13 protein-coding genes are annotated in these 17646 nt (G+C 36.4%); all 13 read left to right on the forward strand.

All coding sequences use genetic code 11. From position 1 onward, the window contains the following. Window positions 1-38 precede the first annotated feature (38 nt). The 13 genes from copZ to AC1FXZ_RS00950 all read left to right on the forward strand — a co-directional run bounded on the left by copZ (window position 39) and on the right by AC1FXZ_RS00950 (window position 17568). Window positions 39-245 carry a copper chaperone CopZ gene (gene copZ / locus AC1FXZ_RS00890; protein ID WP_480050085.1) on the forward strand — a complete coding sequence of 69 codons (207 nt, stop codon included), beginning with the start codon at window positions 39-41 and terminating at the stop codon, window positions 243-245. 80 nt (window positions 246-325) lie between these two features. Then, window positions 326-2761, forward strand: coding sequence for a heavy metal translocating P-type ATPase (locus AC1FXZ_RS00895; RefSeq protein ID WP_480050087.1), 2436 nt, complete (start codon window positions 326-328; stop codon window positions 2759-2761). Then, window positions 2762-2926, forward strand: coding sequence for a hypothetical protein (locus AC1FXZ_RS00900; protein WP_480050089.1), 165 nt, complete (start codon window positions 2762-2764; stop codon window positions 2924-2926). Between the two features lie 639 nt (window positions 2927-3565). Continuing rightward, on the forward strand, window positions 3566-4435 hold the full coding sequence (locus AC1FXZ_RS00905) for an SDR family oxidoreductase (protein WP_480050091.1): 870 nt from the start codon (window positions 3566-3568) through the stop codon (window positions 4433-4435). Window positions 4436-4591: 156 nt separating this feature from the next. Beyond that, on the forward strand, window positions 4592-5680 hold the full coding sequence (gene dctP, locus AC1FXZ_RS00910) for a TRAP transporter substrate-binding protein DctP (protein ID WP_480050093.1): 1089 nt from the start codon (window positions 4592-4594) through the stop codon (window positions 5678-5680). Window positions 5681-5785: 105 nt separating this feature from the next. Beyond that, window positions 5786-6307 carry a TRAP transporter small permease gene (locus tag AC1FXZ_RS00915; RefSeq protein ID WP_480050095.1) on the forward strand — a complete coding sequence of 174 codons (522 nt, stop codon included), beginning with the start codon at window positions 5786-5788 and terminating at the stop codon, window positions 6305-6307. Continuing rightward, complete coding sequence (locus AC1FXZ_RS00920) at window positions 6300-7598, forward strand: TRAP transporter large permease (protein WP_480050097.1); 1299 nt, start codon at window positions 6300-6302, stop codon at window positions 7596-7598. Before AC1FXZ_RS00915 ends, AC1FXZ_RS00920 begins: the two co-directional genes overlap by 8 nt. Window positions 7599-8041: 443 nt before the next feature. Next, window positions 8042-9016 (forward strand): fumarylacetoacetate hydrolase family protein, encoded by a 975-nt coding sequence (locus AC1FXZ_RS00925; RefSeq protein WP_480050099.1) that lies wholly within the window; start codon window positions 8042-8044, stop codon window positions 9014-9016. Between the two features lie 122 nt (window positions 9017-9138). Beyond that, the gene (locus tag AC1FXZ_RS00930) at window positions 9139-10320 is read left to right on the forward strand and encodes a thiolase family protein (protein ID WP_480050101.1); all 1182 of its coding nucleotides are present in this window, start codon (window positions 9139-9141) and stop codon (window positions 10318-10320) included. A 177-nt stretch (window positions 10321-10497) separates the two neighbouring features. Further along, window positions 10498-11697 (forward strand): ROK family protein, encoded by a 1200-nt coding sequence (locus tag AC1FXZ_RS00935; protein WP_480050103.1) that lies wholly within the window; start codon window positions 10498-10500, stop codon window positions 11695-11697. Between the two features lie 521 nt (window positions 11698-12218). Further along, entirely contained in the window at window positions 12219-14486 is a 2268-nt protein-coding gene (locus AC1FXZ_RS00940; protein WP_480050105.1) for an arylsulfatase, read from the forward strand. A gap of 38 nt (window positions 14487-14524) precedes the next feature. Next, complete coding sequence (locus tag AC1FXZ_RS00945; protein WP_480050107.1) at window positions 14525-15598, forward strand: TAXI family TRAP transporter solute-binding subunit; 1074 nt, start codon at window positions 14525-14527, stop codon at window positions 15596-15598. Window positions 15599-15621: 23 nt separating this feature from the next. Beyond that, window positions 15622-17568: a TRAP transporter permease gene (locus tag AC1FXZ_RS00950; protein ID WP_480050109.1), complete on the forward strand. Its 1947-nt coding sequence runs from the start codon at window positions 15622-15624 to the stop codon at window positions 17566-17568. Window positions 17569-17646 lie beyond the last annotated feature (78 nt).

The following is a 17646-nucleotide window of genomic DNA, read 5'->3' on the forward strand; positions in this document are numbered from 1 at the left end:
GTATGGCCATATAATCTTAATTAAAGGTGGTAGTCAACATGGAAAAAACAACAATTCAAGTAAAAGGGATGTCTTGTAATCACTGTGTTTTGGCAGTGGAAGGAAGCGTAGGGAAATTAAATGGAGTTCATTCTGTTAATGTAGATCTAAAGAATGGCAATGTTGATGTAGAATACAATAAAGAAAATATTGCATTAGATACAATTAAAGAAGAGATAGAAGATCAGGGATATGATGTAGTTTAATTAATAATAAACGTGCCTAAGAGCGCGTTTTATTATTAATTAACACATACCCTAAGGGGGTATGGGGAGGAGGAAGTATTATGGCAAAAGAACGGGATGTCACGATAGCGATATCAGGCATGACTTGTGCTGCTTGTTCTACCCGAGTTGAGAAAGGGTTAAATCGCTTGGAGGGGGTACAAACAGCTAATGTCAATCTTGCTACAGAAAGAGCAAGTGTTACGTATATTCCAGATAAGCTTAGTTTATCTGAAATTAACGAAAAGGTAGAGAAACTCGGATATCATGTTCAAGTGGTGAAAGCTGATTTTGTTGTGAGTGGTATGACCTGCGCTGCTTGTTCCACTCGTGTAGAGAAAAAGTTAAATCGCATAAATGGTGTAAAAGAGGCAACGGTCAATTTAGCCCTTGAAACCGCTACAGTTGAATATTTTGATGGAGTCGTAGAACCATCTGAGATGATAGAGGCTGTCGAAAAGGTCGGGTATCGATTAGAAGAAAAAAAAGATACTACTGCGCATAAAGATACTAAAGAAAGAGAAATGGAAGCTCAATTAGGGAAGTTTTTATTTGCAGCAATTTTAACGATTCCACTTTTTTGGTCAATGGTTACTCATTTTGAATTCACAGCGTTTATTTGGATGCCGGAAATGTTCATGAATCCTTGGGTACAATTAGCGCTAGCGACTCCAGTTCAATTTATTGTCGGTGCGCAGTTTTATGTGGGAGCCTATAAAGCATTACGTAATAAAAGCGCCAATATGGATGTACTCGTTGCACTCGGTACATCAGCAGCGTATTTTTATAGTATTTATCTAGGCATTGAAGCAATGCAACAAGGAATTATGATGCCAGATCTCTATTTTGAAACATCTGCAGTCATTATTACATTGATCGTATTAGGAAAGCTTTTTGAAGCTCGAGCAAAAGGAAAAACGAGCCAAGCGATTCAGAAATTACTTGGTCTTCAAGTAAAAACGGCAACGGTGTTAAGAGAAGGTGAGATGGTTACAATCGCCCTTGAAGAAGTTCAAGTAGGTGACCATTTACTTGTAAAGCCCGGTGAAAAAATTCCAGTTGATGGAATTATTTTAGAGGGGCATTCTGCTGTTGACGAATCGATGATCACAGGAGAAAGTATTCCAATTGACAAAATAAAAGGCGACTCTGTGATCGGATCAACGATTAATAAAAATGGTTCATTAACGGTGGAAGCAACAAAGGTTGGGAAGGATACAGCATTATCACAAATTATAAAAATTGTTGAAAATGCTCAAGGGTCAAAAGCCAATATTCAGCGAATGACCGATAAAGTATCGGGTATCTTCGTTCCTGTCGTTGTCATGATTGCAATTCTATCATTTGTTGTTTGGTATTTCTTTGTTACTCCAGGAAATTTAGGAGCTGCGCTCATTCCAACCATTTCGATTCTCGTCATTGCATGTCCATGTGCTCTTGGCCTTGCAACACCAACATCGATTATGGCAGGCTCTGGTCGAGCGGCTGAACTCGGATTGCTTTTTAAAGGGGGAGAGCATCTTGAAAGTACTCAATCAATTGAAACAGTTGTTCTTGATAAAACGGGTACAGTTACTAAAGGGGAACCGACAGTTACGGATTTTATAAATGAAAGCAAGCTGCAAGATGATGCGCTCCTTGATTTAGTGGCATCAGCTGAGAGTAAATCAGAGCATCCATTAGCACAAGCAATTGTTCGCCACGTAACAGATGCAGGACAAAGCTTATCTGATTCAGAGCAATTTGAAGCAATTCCAGGACATGGAATTCGCTCAATTGTAAAAGGAGATAGGATCTTAGTCGGAACGAGGAAGTTATTAGAAGATGAAGGTATTTCTTATGAAGCAGCGAATGAAACGATGACGCGAATTGAAATAGAAGGAAAAACAGCTATGCTGATTGCAGTAAATGGTGTATACACTGGAATTGTGGCCGTTGCAGATACAGTTAAGGATACGTCCAAACAAGCAATAGCTAGACTACACAAAATAGGATTAGAAGTAATCATGCTAACTGGAGATAACGAAAGAACAGCAAAGGCAATTGCTAGTCAAGTGGGGATTGACCATGTTATTGCTGAAGTTCTCCCGGAAGAAAAGAGTGCAGTAATTGAAAAGCTCCAAGCAGAAGGGAAGAAAGTTGCGATGGTTGGGGATGGCTTAAATGATGCGCCCGCCCTTGCTGTAGCTGATATTGGTATGGCAATTGGTACAGGTACTGATGTTGCAATTGAAGCAGCTGATATCACACTGATGCGTGGAGATTTAAATAGTGTCGCTGATGCGATTTTAATGAGTCGAAAAACGATGGTGAACATCAAGCAAAACTTATTTTTTGCCTTTGTTTATAACTCACTTGGAATTCCGGTAGCAGCTATAGGGTTATTAGCTCCTTGGGTAGCCGGGGCAGCGATGGCATTCAGTTCTGTTTCCGTTGTTTTAAACGCATTGAGGTTACAAAAAACAAAATTTTCCATGAAAGAAATGGAGAGATTGTAGATGATGACGAAATTAGTCTCAGCTTGGGTATTGAGTGCGATTGCGATATTGGTTGTTATTATTGTGAGCTATAAGGTTATTGGTGAAAGTGATAGTAAGGAAACACATAAAGAACATAGTTGGTATAAGGTGGATACGAGTAATGAGTCTAATCATGTACAATAGAGACAATAAGTTTGTGATCTAAATTAAGTTATATGTGGTAGGGTTTAATGCAGAACTCTACCACTTTTGTTGTTATTCCAAGATGAATCATTTGAATTTTTTGAATTATAAAAAAATATTGATTTTAATTAAACCTTTTGTTACACTAAAACAGTAAAAAAGGTTCAAAACGCCAATTAGTCAGTATGCTGATTAATATGTATAGTCAAGAAATTATGGCAAACTTTACGTCAACTAGATAAATTACTCCTTCAGAAAATATGATCTAAAAGTTTTTCATTCCTATTAATCAGCATACTGATTAATAGGAATAAGTTTGTTATCAATTAAAAAGGAGATGTAGTAAATTTATATTCATTTGCATGGAGGTTAAGAAAAGTTTAGTGTTTGATAGCCACAATAAGTTACTTTTGAAGTGGCATCTCTGAACCTTTGTTGAAAGAATTAGGGTTACAAAAGTCCTTTTATCTATGGACTATTAGGTAAATCATTAGCATTGTAGAAAATCTCGAAATACGTGAAAGGGGGTGAAATGGTAATAGTCTACATGATAAGGTCTATGGCATGTAGATAAAGAAGAAGACATCTAAATTGTCTATTATCTTGTGGCAAGAACTAATGCGTGAAAGGGGTTAAAGAATGAACAATTATAACATGATTGATTATAAGGGAAAAAAAGTAGTCATTACCGGTGCTGCATCCGGTATGGGGGAAGCTGTTACGAAATTAATAGGAGAAGTAGGTGCAGAAATCTATGCACTAGATATCAAGGAAGTAGAAGGAAATATTGAGACGTACATTCCGATAAATTTAGGAGACAAAGATTCGATAGATGCTGCTGTCGCACAGTTACCAAATGATATAGACTGTATCTTCCATTGTGCTGGTATCGCAGGAATTACTTATCTAGGAAACAACTTCGATCCTCTGGATGTCGTCACCATTAATTTTATAGGTGCGAAGTATTTTGTTGAAAAAGCGATTCCGAAGATGAAAGAAGGGTCTTCGATCGTATTAGTCTCTTCATTGGCTGGTAGGAATTGGGAATCGCATATTAGTGACTATTTGGAATTTGTTCAGTTAGACGATTGGCAAGAAGCTAGAAACTATGTGATGGAACGAGGAGAGGACCCATTGTTTATTGGGGGACCTACAACGGCCAATAAACCATATGTGTTTGCGAAAGAGTGCATGATTATCTACGCCACTCTTCGTTCTTGGGATTTAGCTGCAGATAAAATCAGGATTAACACGATAAGTCCAGGAGCAACTAGAACACCAATGCATGACGATTTCAATGAAATTGTTGGTCGAAGTAGAGATAGTCAAATGGCCGTTTCTCCAGCTGGTTATGAAGCTGATCCAGAACAGATGGCATCGGTTATGTTGTTTTTGAACAGTGGAATGGCTAATTATGTAAGCGGTGTCAATATAAATGTCGATTTTGGTATGGCAGCTAAGTTCACAATGGATAGTCAAATTTCTCCATTGCTCCAAAAGGAGAAATAATAATCACCACATAATTGGAAGGTGGTGTAATGCATTATAATAGTTTTATTTATCGCAAAATTCAAAAAGTAGCGCTGTGGTATTTTGGGGCAGTTCGAAAAATCTAGTATATAATTCTTTTTTTTCAAACCATGATAAAAAGGTGTTGGTGAACGAATGATGAGAATATGGAGTCTATTAAAAGTAGTTAGCGTTCTTAGTATTGTAGGCCTATTACTTGTAGGGTGTGGGAGTGACACTTCAACTAGTGAGGGAGGTTCTGAAGAAAAAATTACTATAAGTGTAGGAAATTATTATCCAAGCACATCCGATATAACTAAGGATGTATTTGAACCGTGGAAGGAATTTGTAGAAGAAAGAACAGATGGGCAAGTAGAAGTGCAATTGTATCACAATGGAACACTAGGGAGTTCAAATACTGTACTAGAAGATGTTTCAAATGGTGTTTATGATGTTGGTTTAATGGTTTCTCTTTATTATCAAGATACTGAGTTCTTCCCAATTACCGTAGCTGATCTACCTTTTGCTAGCACAGGAGATCTTGAGATTGATTCTAAAGTTATACAACAATTCTCATCATTATATCAAGATGATATTTGGTCAGATGTCCTCTATATGGGAATTGCAACTGGACCACCATCGTATTTTTTAAGTACTAAACCGATCAAGCAAGTAGAAGATTTTAAAGGAGTACAGATAAGAGCTTCAAGTGATAGTGATGTAGCGCTTTATAATGAACTTGAAGCAGTACCAACACAAGTTACATTAGAAGAACTATACAATGCTTTAGATAAAAGTATAATCGATTCTGTGCTTACAGGAACGGTGACTGCACGTGATCTTTATTTGCCTGAAGTAGCACCGTATTTCTTAAATGTGCCAATTAGGAGTGTTCAAACGATTCCCGTTATGAATCAAGCTTTTTATGATTCACTTCCTAATGAATTGAGTACGTTGTTTGAAGAAGAGATTAATCCAGAATTTGCTAGACTTCTACTAGAAAGCTCGAAAAAACACGATGAAATTGCGATTAAAGATATAGCGAAAACAAGTGAAGAGAAATTGAATAATGATGATGGATTCATTGAGCTAACAGAGGATGAATTAACGAAACTTCAAAAGAATGCAGAGCCAGTATGGGAAAGTTGGGTGAAAACAGCTAATGAGAAAGGCTATCCAGGTGATGAGATGGTCAATCAATTTAAAGAAATTTTAAAAGAAAATGGATCTGAAGTTCCGTTTTAGTATGATTCGATAGTGTTTTCGGCTGGCTGTAGGGTATCTTTATCACAGTAATATAGTGCTAGAGATTACTTGTAGCCAGCCTATTAATTTTATGAGGTGATCAGGATGCATTTTATCTCGAGCATCATTGAAAAGTTGACCCTGCTGTTAAAATGGATTTCAATGACTATTTTAGTTCTAATTATGTTTGTAATAACAATTGGTACTGTATTTCGTCTAATAGGCTATCCATTAACAGGAAATGTAGAAATTATTGAAGTTTTACAATTTGTACTAATTATGTTTGCTGTCGTTTATACGCAAACACAAAAAGGTCATATTTCTATAGAGTTTGTCGTAGAACGAATGCCTAGACGAGTTCAAAAGATTTTTGAGCTTTCTAGTTATATAATGACTTTTTTCGTTTGTGTCCTAATTGCTTATGTTTTTTTTAATGGCGCTCTGCACAACCTTATTGAATCAAATCGTTCAACACTTCTTCTCCAAATCCCTTTTTATTTACTGAAATTTATTGCTTCACTTGGATTTTTAACATGGGCATTAGCAGCATTAAATCAAATCATTTTTCATATTAGAAAAATGCCAAATGTCAATAGTTATGGGGAGAAGGTGAAGTTAAATGGGTGAAGAATTAGTAGGAGTCCTTACTTTGGTTATAATGTTTACCCTTATGATTCTCCGGGTACCGATTGCAATTTCAATGTTTTTACCGGCAATGTTAGGAATTTTGTATTTAAAGGGTGGAGATGTACTATTTGCGGTTGTAGAATCTGTTATATGGAATCAGAGTATTAATTATTTGCTTGTTACGATTCCAATGTTTGTTTTAATGGGTGAAACCTTAAACAAAACAGGAATAAGTGGACAACTTTACGAAGCATTTCGAAATTGGTTCGGTAAAACAAAAGGTGGCTTAGGAATGGCGACAGTAGGAGCCTCAGCTGTATTTTCTGCAGCTTCAGGCTCTAGTATTGCTACGACTGCCTCAATGGGAGTTATTTCATCGAAAGAGATGCTGAAATTTAAATACAGTAAACCTTTAACAGGAGGTTCAATTGTTGCAGGAGGTACGTTAGGCATTCTAATTCCACCGAGTACATTCATGATTGTGTATGGAATGCTATCAAATCAACACATAGGAAAGTTATTAATTGCTGGACTGATCCCTGGAATCATTTTAGCTATTTTATATATGGTTCTCGTGCATGTATATGCGCGAGTAAGTCCAAATTCTGCCCCTGTCATTACGTCTTTTACATGGAGGGAGCGACTATTAGCATTAAGAAGTGTGATTTGGATTGTAATATTGTTTATTGTCGTGGTAGGTGGAATGTATCTTGGAGCGTTTGGTCCAACTGAAGCAGCAGGAGTAGGTGCATTTTTTGCAATGATTATTGCCGTATTAAAAAGAAAGTTAGATCGAGACACATTTGCTGAGATTGTATCAAGTACAATTCGTGTCTCGGGTTTTGCATATGCCATTTTGCTTTCAGCTATGACATTAAGTCATTTATTAACAATCTCAAGGTTGCCTAACATGCTTTCCTCTTTCTTGTCCGATACGGGAATGCCAATTTTAATCGTTTTTCTCTTCATTGTCCTTTTGTATCTTATTTTAGGCGCATTTATGGATGCAATGGCAGCTGTAGCAGTGACAGCACCTATTGTACTGCCGGTTGTAGAAGTTCTTGGATTCGATTTGATATGGTTTGGTGTCATTCTTTGTATTTTAGTAGAAGCTAGTCTCATTACACCTCCAGTGGGAATGAATGTCTTTGTTTTAAATGGGGTTGCTCCGAATTTAAAGGTGAATGAAATATATAAAGGATCAATTTTGTTTTTAATCCCTATCTTCTTACTCATTACGTTGCTTTTTGTATTCCCAGAGATTGTATTGTTTTTACCGAATCATATGTAAGAATACAATGGAGTATTGTAAACAAGTAAAAGGTTTGTTTGAAGTTTCAATGTTATTGGTTTGGAAAAGTGACTCCATTATAACGGAGTCACTTTTCTTAGTTACTCAGCAGGAGTTGTAAAACATATAACCTATTGATCACCATCTAGTAATGGATCATAACCATCATTAAATTCTGGAAAAACAGTGGGATGAATAATGCTCGCAATCCTACTTAAAGTGGTGGAGTCAATTGAAATCCCTTGGAAAGCTTTACTCTAATTTACTTATAAAATATTAACAACACTTCTCATATTGGAGTTGTTTTTTTAGTTGACTCGTAAAAATAATAGTGCTATTCATTTTAAAATAATTTAATATTATTTATTGTTGACAGTTGCTCGAGGTTGATAATATAATAATATTAATAAGTTGTATGAATAATTGTTAGGAGGAAAAAAGAGATGGGGATTTATGTTGTTCGATTTAAAAATGAAGGCAATTATGAGTGGGGTGTACTAAAGGGAGAAAGTATTTACCCTATTCGAAGTAATTATGAAAACTTAAATAAATTATTAAGTAAAGGACTTTCTGAATTGAAGCACGCAGTTAATAGTGGAAGTGAGTCATTACCGATAAGTGAAGTTGAATTATTAAGCCCTATTACTCAACCAGCTCGTATTATTTGCCAAGGAGCCAATTATTCTGCCCATAGAGTGGAAGCTGGATTAGATGAAAAGCGTTCCCCATTTAATTTAATCTTTACAAAAGCGGATAGTTGTTTAACTGGGCCTAAGAATGATATTATACGTCCATCATATGTAGAACTGTTAGATTATGAAATTGAAGTCGGTTTAGTGATCGGTAAAGAAATTAAGGGAAAGGTTGAAGTGAATGAAAGCAATATTCATGAGTATGTCGCAGGGATGGTAATTACAAACGACATTACGGCTCGGGACTTTCAATTTTCACAAAACCAGTGGTATAAAGGAAAGAGTTTCCGGACTTTTTGTCCAACTGGACCATATCTTTATTTATTCGACAAAGATGAATTGTCTATCATTCACGATTTAGATGTCAAATTAACAGTGAACGGAGAAGTGCGACAGCAATCAAACACTTCTCATCTAATGTATAAACCAGAAGAAACATTGACGGAATTATCTGATCTTATGGACTTCTCTCCTGGTGATTTGTTAATGACTGGAACTCCGGGTGGCGTAGGGATGAAACTATCCTTTGAGGAGTTAGGGGAATTGTCAAGCCCCCATACGGATCCAGAAGTGAAGAAAAAGATTATTCAAGAACAGAAAAGTCACCCTGGATACTTAAAAGATGGAGATGTGATTCGCTGTGAGGTGAGAACACCAGATGGAAGCGTTAATTTAGGGGTGTTAGAAAATTGTGTCGTTCCATCATTAGTGAAAAGTGAAATTTGATCGTAACCTAGTTCATTCTGTTTTTTGCTAATAGATGACTGAATGAACTAGAATTATTTTGTAATTGCATTCAGTTATAATATTTAATTTAATAGTTTAGAGTGGAGTGGGATGAAATAGTTATGAAACGAGAAGCTGTAATTGTATCCACTGTTAGAACACCAGTAGGGAAATATCGTGGAGGTTTTACGCCAGTCAAACCAGAAAAGTTAGCTGCAATAGCAATAAAAGAAGCTGTCTCTCAAGCAAATATCGACCCTACTATAATTGATGAAGTAATTTTTGGTAATTTGACTGCATTACAATATAATAATATGGCGAGAGTAGCTGCATTAGAAGCTGGTATACCAATAGAAGTACCAGCTATAACTATTGATAGACAATGTGGAACGTCAATAAATGGGTTAGCGTATGCAGCAATGTTTATAGAGTCGGGAAACCATGATTGTCTCGTTGTTGGTGGTGTAAATTCAGATACTCAAAGGCTAGTAATGTTTGAGAAGCCCAATCAAGCTTATTCAATGTCACCTATGAATTCAATTGATGCCCCAATTACTTCACCTGTACAATTTGGAGAAGTGAATATGCTAGTTACAGCAGAGAATCTAGCAAATAAATATAATATTTCAAGGGCAGAGGTGGATGAGTTTGCTTTGTGGAGTCAGCAAAAAGCAGCTCGTGCCTGGGAAAAGGGGTTGTTTGCGGATCACATTATTCCCGTTGAAGTGAACTTAGGGAAAGGGAAATCGGTATTAATCGAAAGAGATGAGACAATGCGTTCAACTACTACACTAGAACAATTGGCAAAGCTTCCAGTTGTAAGTGGTGTCGAAGGTGGTGTAGTAACCGCAGGAAATAGTTCTCCATATTCCGATGGGGCAAGTGCTATGGTTGTGATGGAAAAAAACAAAGCAAGAAAATTGGGACTGCCGATACTGGCAACTTTTCGAGGTTATGCAGCAGCAGGGGTAGAGCCAGCAATAATGGGAATAGGACCAGTACCAGCAACAAGAAAGCTATTATATAACAAAAAAATGACTCTTAATGAAATTGATTTAATTGAATTAAATGAAGCTTTTGCCTCTCAAGCTATCTCAGTTGTGAAACAGTTAGAGATTGATAAAGGTAAATTAAATGTAAATGGTGGTGCAATCGCTTTGGGACATCCACTTGCTGCTACAGGTGGAATTTTAGTCGCTAAAATGGTCTCAGAACTTAATAGACGACAAGATCGGTTTGGGTTAATAACTTTTTGTTGTGCCGGTGGCCAAGGAGTTTCAGTGCTTCTGGAACGCGAGGGTTAAATTTTGTCTATTTATGCTTCAGAAATTTTCTGAAATAGTAGATAAATCAATTCTAATAACAAAAAAATAAAAGGGATCTTGCTAATTATGAAGAATATTCTTTTAAGTATGATCTTAGGTTAGTTTATTATTTTCATATATTTAACTAACTAATTTTAAAATGTCAGGTGAACAAAAATGCTAAAGGAATTTTTACTAGACACCTCAAAGAAAAATCACTCAATAAAAGAAGTTTTCCGAATAATTAGGGGTAACGGTCCCATCACAAAAGTAGAACTTTCAAAAAAGTTAGAAATAAAAATCAAACGCGCTACATTAGCTAGAATTCTTGATGAACTCAAAGCTATTAGATTCATTAGAGAAGCTGGACTTGGAGAATCAGAAGGAGGTCGTCCACCAATTCTTTATGACGTCGTTCCTAATGCTGGATATTTCATATCAGTAAAAATTATACGTGCAGAAACAAAGGTTGTCTTATTAGACTTGGGTCTTAATCCAGTAAAAAGTGAGTCATTTGTTATGACGAGACAACACACTCCAGAGGTTGTGCTACCGAAAATAATTGGAATTATTCATCGACTTATTAATGAGTATTCTATTAAACTAGATTACATTCTTGGAATTGGCGTAATAACGGTCGGTGCTTTAAATAAAGACGATGGAATCATTTTAGAAACTGAAGGTTTTTTTTCTGAAGGTTGGCTTAATGTACCAATTGCGACAATAATACAAAATTATTTTAAGGTGAAAGTTCTAATAGAGCATGCAGCTACTGTCGGTTTATTAGGAGAATATCTTGATTCATCATTGCCTGCTAAAAATATTTTGCTTATTTATAATAGTTGGGGAATTGGTTGTGGGACGATGGTTAATGGGCATATTACCAGTAACAATTTAGAGAATAACGGTGGATTTGAACATATGGTTATTGATTTAAATGGTCAAGTATGCTCTTGTGGAAACAAGGGGTGTTTAAAAGCATACACCTCTTTGTTTTCTATAATAGATTTATTGAAGAAAAGTCATTCTTACTTTGCTGGAATTAATTGGAGTGAATTATCAACTGAAGAAGTCATTGAAGTTTTAATAGAAAACTTTGAACTTAGCAAAAAAGTTGTATTACAATCTGCACATTATCTTGGCGTTGGTATCGCTAATATGGTTAATATTGCAGGGCCAGAAGTGGTTATCATAGGAGGTCCACTTATGAGGAGTTATCCCCACTATTTTGAAATTGCTAGTCAGACTGCAGCGAAACATATTTTTAGAAAGCGAAATGTAAGTTTTATTCAAGGCTTTTTTAAGGAGAAATTTCTCGAGATTGGTTTGGGAACTGTCCTCTTCGATTCGTACTTTAAAAATATAGATTCAGTTTAATTAATCAAAATTAAGCTTTGAGTATTGTATGTGAATAAGTTTGAACTTCTATTTGGGCTGTTTCATGCTTAAGTTGCTGAACATGATTTTGTACACAATGCATTTTTCTTGTGTTATGCATTTGTTTTGAGACAGCGCCAGCTTTGAAAGCGAGTTCTTTAGATCCTTTTTATGAATATGGTTATTGACATCTGTTTTATATTCTATTTTATATTCTATATTATGATAAATAATAATTATCAAGATTCCTTGTGTAAGTGCATTCAATTATGATCGGCCAATTTAACTGCAATCTACCCCACTGAATGATTATATACCTCAAATATTTTTTAGTCTTAACTTAACTGGAAGAAAGATTCGCGAAATTAATTTACAATCTTTGAATACTTTATCTCATTTTAAGATAAAGGTCATAGAAGAATTCAAGGAGGTGATGGTTGGAAATTTAAACCAAAAAGCAATTGTGTAATCAAATAAATGGAAGGTTTTCCAGCTATACTTCATAAAAAAAGGAGGTACTTATGAGCTCTAAAGAAAATTTAGATCAGTTTGAAGGAGTAATTGGTGAAACAATAGATGAGTCAATCCCATGGTGGCCAGAAGAACATCAGTCTAAAAAGAGGCCAAATGTTGCCTTAATCATGCTTGATGACTTAGGTTTTTCTCAATTAGGTTGTTACGGTTCAACAATCTCTACACCGAATATTGACCGATTAGCAGAAGGAGGTTTACAATATAACAATTTCCATACTACAGCGATGTGCTCTCCAACAAGAGCATCTCTTTTAACAGGAAGAAATCCTCAATCAACTGGAGTTTCAATTGTAACTGATTTTGATAATGGGTTTCCGAACTGCCGTGGGAAAGTTAGAAAAGATACAGCGATGATTAGTGAAATGTTGTTAGAACATGGTTTCAACACATTTGCAGTTGGTAAGTGGCACCTTAATCCTGGAAGAGAACAATCGAATGTAGGTCCGTTTGCTGGATGGCCTCTTGGTCGAGGATTTGAAAGGTATTATGGATTTCTTGGTGGAGCAACAAGTCAGTTTCATCCAGACTTAGTGGAAGATAACCACCGAATAAAACAACCGAAAAGTGTTAATGAAGGCTATCATTTAAGTGAAGATCTAACAGATAAAGCGATCGAATATATTCAAGAACAAAAATCCACGGCGCCTGAAAAACCATTCTTTATGTATTTATCATATGCTGCACCTCATGCGCCTCACCACGCCCCGAAGGAGTATATTGATAAGTATCAAGGTCATTTTGATAAAGGGTGGGATCGAATTCGTGAGGAATGCTTTGAACGTCAAAAAGAGCTTGGTATTATACCTCGTGATGCTACGTTACCCCCATCTAATCCAGGTGTACAAAAATGGGATGAACTTAATGTGGAGGAAAAACATTTATTTGCGAGAATGCAAGAAGCTTTTGCAGGCTACATGGAGCATACAGATGAACAAATAGGTCGATTTGTTAAATCATTAGAAGAGATGGACCAACTTGATAATACAATCATTGTATTTTTATCAGATAACGGCGCTTGTGCTATGGGAGGAGAATCAGGTTCGATGAATTCATGGGCCAAAGGATTAAATCCAGTACAAGAAACATTTGAAGATATGTACAAACGAATTGATGAGATCGGAGGGCCAACGGCCAATAACCATTATCCTGCTGGATGGGCTCAGGCAGGAAATACTCCGTTTAAATGGTACAAAACATTTGCTCATGCAGGTGGTGTAAGATGTCCGTTAATTATTCACTATCCAGAAAAAATAAAAACCAAAGGAGAACTGCGTGAACAATATCACCATGTAACTGATATAGTTCCAACCATTTTAGAATTGGTGAATGCGAAAGCACCTGATGTTTATAAGGGCATTATTCAGAAACCGGTTCACGGTACGAGTTTAGCTTACACATTTGAAGGTAAAGATAGGCCAACTGAGAAAACGGTACAGCATTATGAAATTGTTGGTAACCGAGGAGTATGGGAAGAGGGGTGGAAAGCGGTAGTTCATCATAAACCGGACACCTCTTTTGAGGAGGATGAATGGGAATTATACCACATTGAAAATGATTTTACAGAGTCAAATAATTTAGCAAGTAAATACCCTGATAAGTTAAACCAATTGATACAACTCTGGTGGGAGGAAGCGAAGAAATATGATGTATTGCCATTAGACGGAAGATCGATGCGTAATAGAATGTTGGAGACGAGAAGCAGAAGGAAGAATGGACCGATTCACCGAGTTTTTTATGCCAAGCAAACGAGTTTTTATAATTCGGTAGCCCCAGACTTAAGAAATAAATCATTTTGTATAGATGTGGACTTAGAAAGAAGCTATGAAACGGATGATGGTGTTCTTGTTGGTCACGGTGATAATGCAGGAGGTTATACAATGTTTATTCAAAATAATCACCTGACTTTTCATTATAATGCGTCGAATATAAACCATTATGTAATTAAATCAACTAAGAAAATTCCAATAGGAAAACTGAAGATACGCTTCTTGTTTATAAAAACGAAGGATAATGAGGGTATTGGTAAATTATTCGTCAATAACGAACAAATTGGTGAAGGGAAAATGGGAGATACCCAGTCATTCGGATTTTTTACAGGACCATTTCATATAGGTCAAAATGATCGAAGTCCTATTTGCACTTCATATTTGGAACCGTTTACATTCGAAGGGGAAGTTAATAAAGTTATTTATACATTAGGAGGATACGAAGAAGACATTGAAGCATTAATAAATCGTGAGTTAGCGGTAGAGTAATATGTCTAGTCAATTTAAATAGGAAAGGTGGAAAAGTGATGAGGGTAATAGAAAAAGCTAGAAGGTGGCAAATACTTGTTATTGTTACATTGATACTTGTTTTAACTGCTTGTAATGGTGGGAATAGTGAGCAAACAAATGCTTCGAATAGTGAACAAATTGGTGGTAATTTAAGTATCGGAACGCATCCATCAGGAACGATTGTTCATGTTGCAGGGGCGAGCGTTGCAAGTCTATTAACTCAACATACAGATTTTAATGTAGACGTTCGTCCTTACGCAGGTTCAGCACCTTGGCGAGATCTAATGGATAAAGGTGAAATTGAAATGGGAATAGGTGGATATGTACTATACAAAGCTTATAATGGTGAAACGGTTGCTCATGATAAGGCATTAACCAATTTACGAACACTTGCATTTCTTTCGCCGAACCCAGTAGTTCCTTTAATAGTAAAAAAGGAATCAGGTATTGAAAAAATAGCTGATTTAAAAGACAAAAATGTAGCTTTCTATCAAGGAGATGACGTTCTTAATGATCACATTTTAATGTATTTAAAATCAGTTGGACTTACTTGGGATGACGTTAAAAAAGTTACAGTTTCAGAGGTTAATGCAGGTTTGGATGCCTTACGTGAAGGACGTGCTGACGCTGTATTTGGAGGGAGTCCAGAAGGGGGCCTTTTCTTAGAATTAGATAACGCTGTTGATATTGAAGCATTAAGTCTTGGAGATGTTACACCAGAAAACTTCGAGAGTGAAAAGGAAGCCCTCACAAAGAGAGCTCATGAAACACTTCTAGGTTTTGAACCAAGTGTTTATCAAGGTGGTTATATGTCAGAGGAAGCTGTCATTGTACGTGACCCATATTTGATTGCTGTGTCGGCACACATAGATGATCAAACTGTTTATGAAATAACGAAAAATATCTGGGAAAACCATGAAGACCTCCAAAGTATGAATGAATGGTTTAAGGGAACAACAACAGAAACAATGTTTAGAAATAACCCTCCCGCACCTTATCACCCAGGTTCCATACGTCTCTTTGAAGAAATTGGTGTATGGAATGAAGAAGCTGAAGCGAACAATGAGGAATTACTTAATCTGCATAAGTAGTTTAATGTAGGGGAGGAACTACAATGAGTAATGAGAAAGAACATCAGATTATTAGAACATTAACAGGGCCTGTTAAGTATTTCAGGCAGGCCCTCTTCCTTTTGATACCAATTATTGGAATGCTGTTTATCTTAAATGTGTTCTCTTCAATAGGGATCAACATGATGACAGAACAATATGTTGGTTTATTTATCGCATTGGTTTTTACAAGTGTTTTCATTAGTACGAAAAGTAGAAAAAGGGAGTCAGGCAAAAAAGTTCCCTGGTACGATTGGATTTTAGCTTGTCTTGGGGCTATGGTAGGGCTTTATATTACTATTTTTTATCAACAAATCTTATATAACTTTGCACAGATTACCCCTTTTAAGTTTTTTTTGAGTCTAACAATTGTTCTTTTAATATTAGAAGCACTGCGTAGAGTATTTGGTTGGATCTTAGTAATTATAGTTACTTTGTTTCTATCTTATTCATTCGTGGCACCTTTCATGCCTGGTGTATTAAGGGGAAATGGAAACAGTGCTGGTCAATTATTAAATTATATTTATTTGGATGCGAATAGTTTGCTAAGTCTTTTAAAGTTAGCAGCTACTATGGGATTGGCATTTGTTCTATTTGGTCAAACGCTTTTACACATGAAAGCAGCAGATATCTTTAATGACTTGGCAATGGGTTTATTTGGCCGGTTTCGTGGAGGCCCGGCGAAAGCTTCTATTGTAGGGTCAAGCTTTGTTGGAAGTATTACGGGAGCCCCTGTCGCTAATGTTATGATGACTGGATCAATGACCATTCCACTTATGCATAAAACTGGTTACAAACGGGAACAAGCTGGGGCCATTGAGGCAGTGGCATCTTCTGGGGGGGCAATTATGCCACCAATCATGGGGATCGTTGCCTTTATGATGGCAGAGCTTTTGGGTGTTCCATATAGGGAAGTTGCACTCGCTGCCCTTATTCCAGCTTTATTATTTTTTATGTGCTTATTCATCCAAGTAGATTTAAGTGCAGCAAAACAAGGTACTACAAAACTTTCAAAAAGTGAGCTTCCAAAAGTACGTCAAGTAATGAAAACGGCTTGGATAATCATTCCGATTTTTTCTTTTGTTATCTATCTATTATTCATAAAAGGTTACTCCCCTGCGTTAACGGGTGTTTATGCTTCTTTTGCTGCACTAATTTTATTGCTATTGCAAAAGGATGTAAGGAAAAATTTATTTACTAGACTCTTCCGGATATTAGAGCACACTGGAAAAACAAGTATGGAACTTGGTGTTGTTTTAGCAGCTGCGGGCGTAATCATGGGGATTGTTAGTATAACAGGGCTCGGTTTTAATCTTGCTATGGCACTAACGCAACTTGCTGATTATGGATTATTTGTATTACTTTTCTTCTCTGCTCTGGTAAGTGTTGTATTAGGGATGGGAATGCCTGGGATAGCCGCTTATTCATTGGTTGCCGTTTTAGTAGCACCAGCAATGGTCGAATTCGGAGTTCCACCAATTGCGGCTCATATGTTTGCATTTTACTTTGCGAATGTTTCTAATTTCACCCCACCGATTGCAATCGCTTGTTTTGCAGCAGCACCAATTGCAAAAGCAAGTCCTAATAAGATAGGAATGGTTGCGATGAAGTTAGGAGCGATGGCATATATTATTCCATTTGTTTTTATCTATGATTCTACGATTCTCTTAAGCTATAACATGGAAATTTCGATAATGAGTCTAGTAGCATCTTTAGGTACGGTTCTAATTGGTTGTGTTCTATTATCGATCAGTCTTTCAGGATATTTATTTGGTTCGTTGAATTGGGGGAAGCGAATTTTGTTTGCTGTTACGTCGGCACTTTTTCTATTTCCAGTTCAAAGTGTCACCCTCTCACTTAGTGTGGCAGGAATTGGTTTGTTCATTGCAATATTATTGTCTTTACAGGATTGGTTAGTGAACAGACAGAAATCTATTGCTGTTAAAGGATAGACGTGTAATTGTATTTAACTCGATTTTAAAAAAAGTCAAAATACTGTTAACTCTTTACATTAATGAAAATACGATTAG

The organism is Halalkalibacter sp. HAAS-P014 (assembly GCF_056619965.1).

Coding starts and splice junctions, on each gene's coding strand:
- AC1FXZ_RS00905 (WP_480050091.1), top strand. CDS start 3,566: ATGAACAATTATAACATGATTGATTATAAGGGAAAAAAAGTAGTCATT.
- AC1FXZ_RS00900 (WP_480050089.1), top strand. CDS start 2,762: ATGATGACGAAATTAGTCTCAGCTTGGGTATTGAGTGCGATTGCGATA.
- AC1FXZ_RS00925 (WP_480050099.1), top strand. CDS start 8,042: ATGGGGATTTATGTTGTTCGATTTAAAAATGAAGGCAATTATGAGTGG.
- AC1FXZ_RS00950 (WP_480050109.1), top strand. CDS start 15,622: ATGAGTAATGAGAAAGAACATCAGATTATTAGAACATTAACAGGGCCT.
- AC1FXZ_RS00915 (WP_480050095.1), top strand. CDS start 5,786: ATGCATTTTATCTCGAGCATCATTGAAAAGTTGACCCTGCTGTTAAAA.
- AC1FXZ_RS00940 (WP_480050105.1), top strand. CDS start 12,219: ATGAGCTCTAAAGAAAATTTAGATCAGTTTGAAGGAGTAATTGGTGAA.
- AC1FXZ_RS00945 (WP_480050107.1), top strand. CDS start 14,525: ATGAGGGTAATAGAAAAAGCTAGAAGGTGGCAAATACTTGTTATTGTT.
- AC1FXZ_RS00935 (WP_480050103.1), top strand. CDS start 10,498: ATGCTAAAGGAATTTTTACTAGACACCTCAAAGAAAAATCACTCAATA.
- AC1FXZ_RS00920 (WP_480050097.1), top strand. CDS start 6,300: ATGGGTGAAGAATTAGTAGGAGTCCTTACTTTGGTTATAATGTTTACC.
- copZ (WP_480050085.1), top strand. CDS start 39: ATGGAAAAAACAACAATTCAAGTAAAAGGGATGTCTTGTAATCACTGT.
- AC1FXZ_RS00895 (WP_480050087.1), top strand. CDS start 326: ATGGCAAAAGAACGGGATGTCACGATAGCGATATCAGGCATGACTTGT.
- dctP (WP_480050093.1), top strand. CDS start 4,592: ATGATGAGAATATGGAGTCTATTAAAAGTAGTTAGCGTTCTTAGTATT.
- AC1FXZ_RS00930 (WP_480050101.1), top strand. CDS start 9,139: ATGAAACGAGAAGCTGTAATTGTATCCACTGTTAGAACACCAGTAGGG.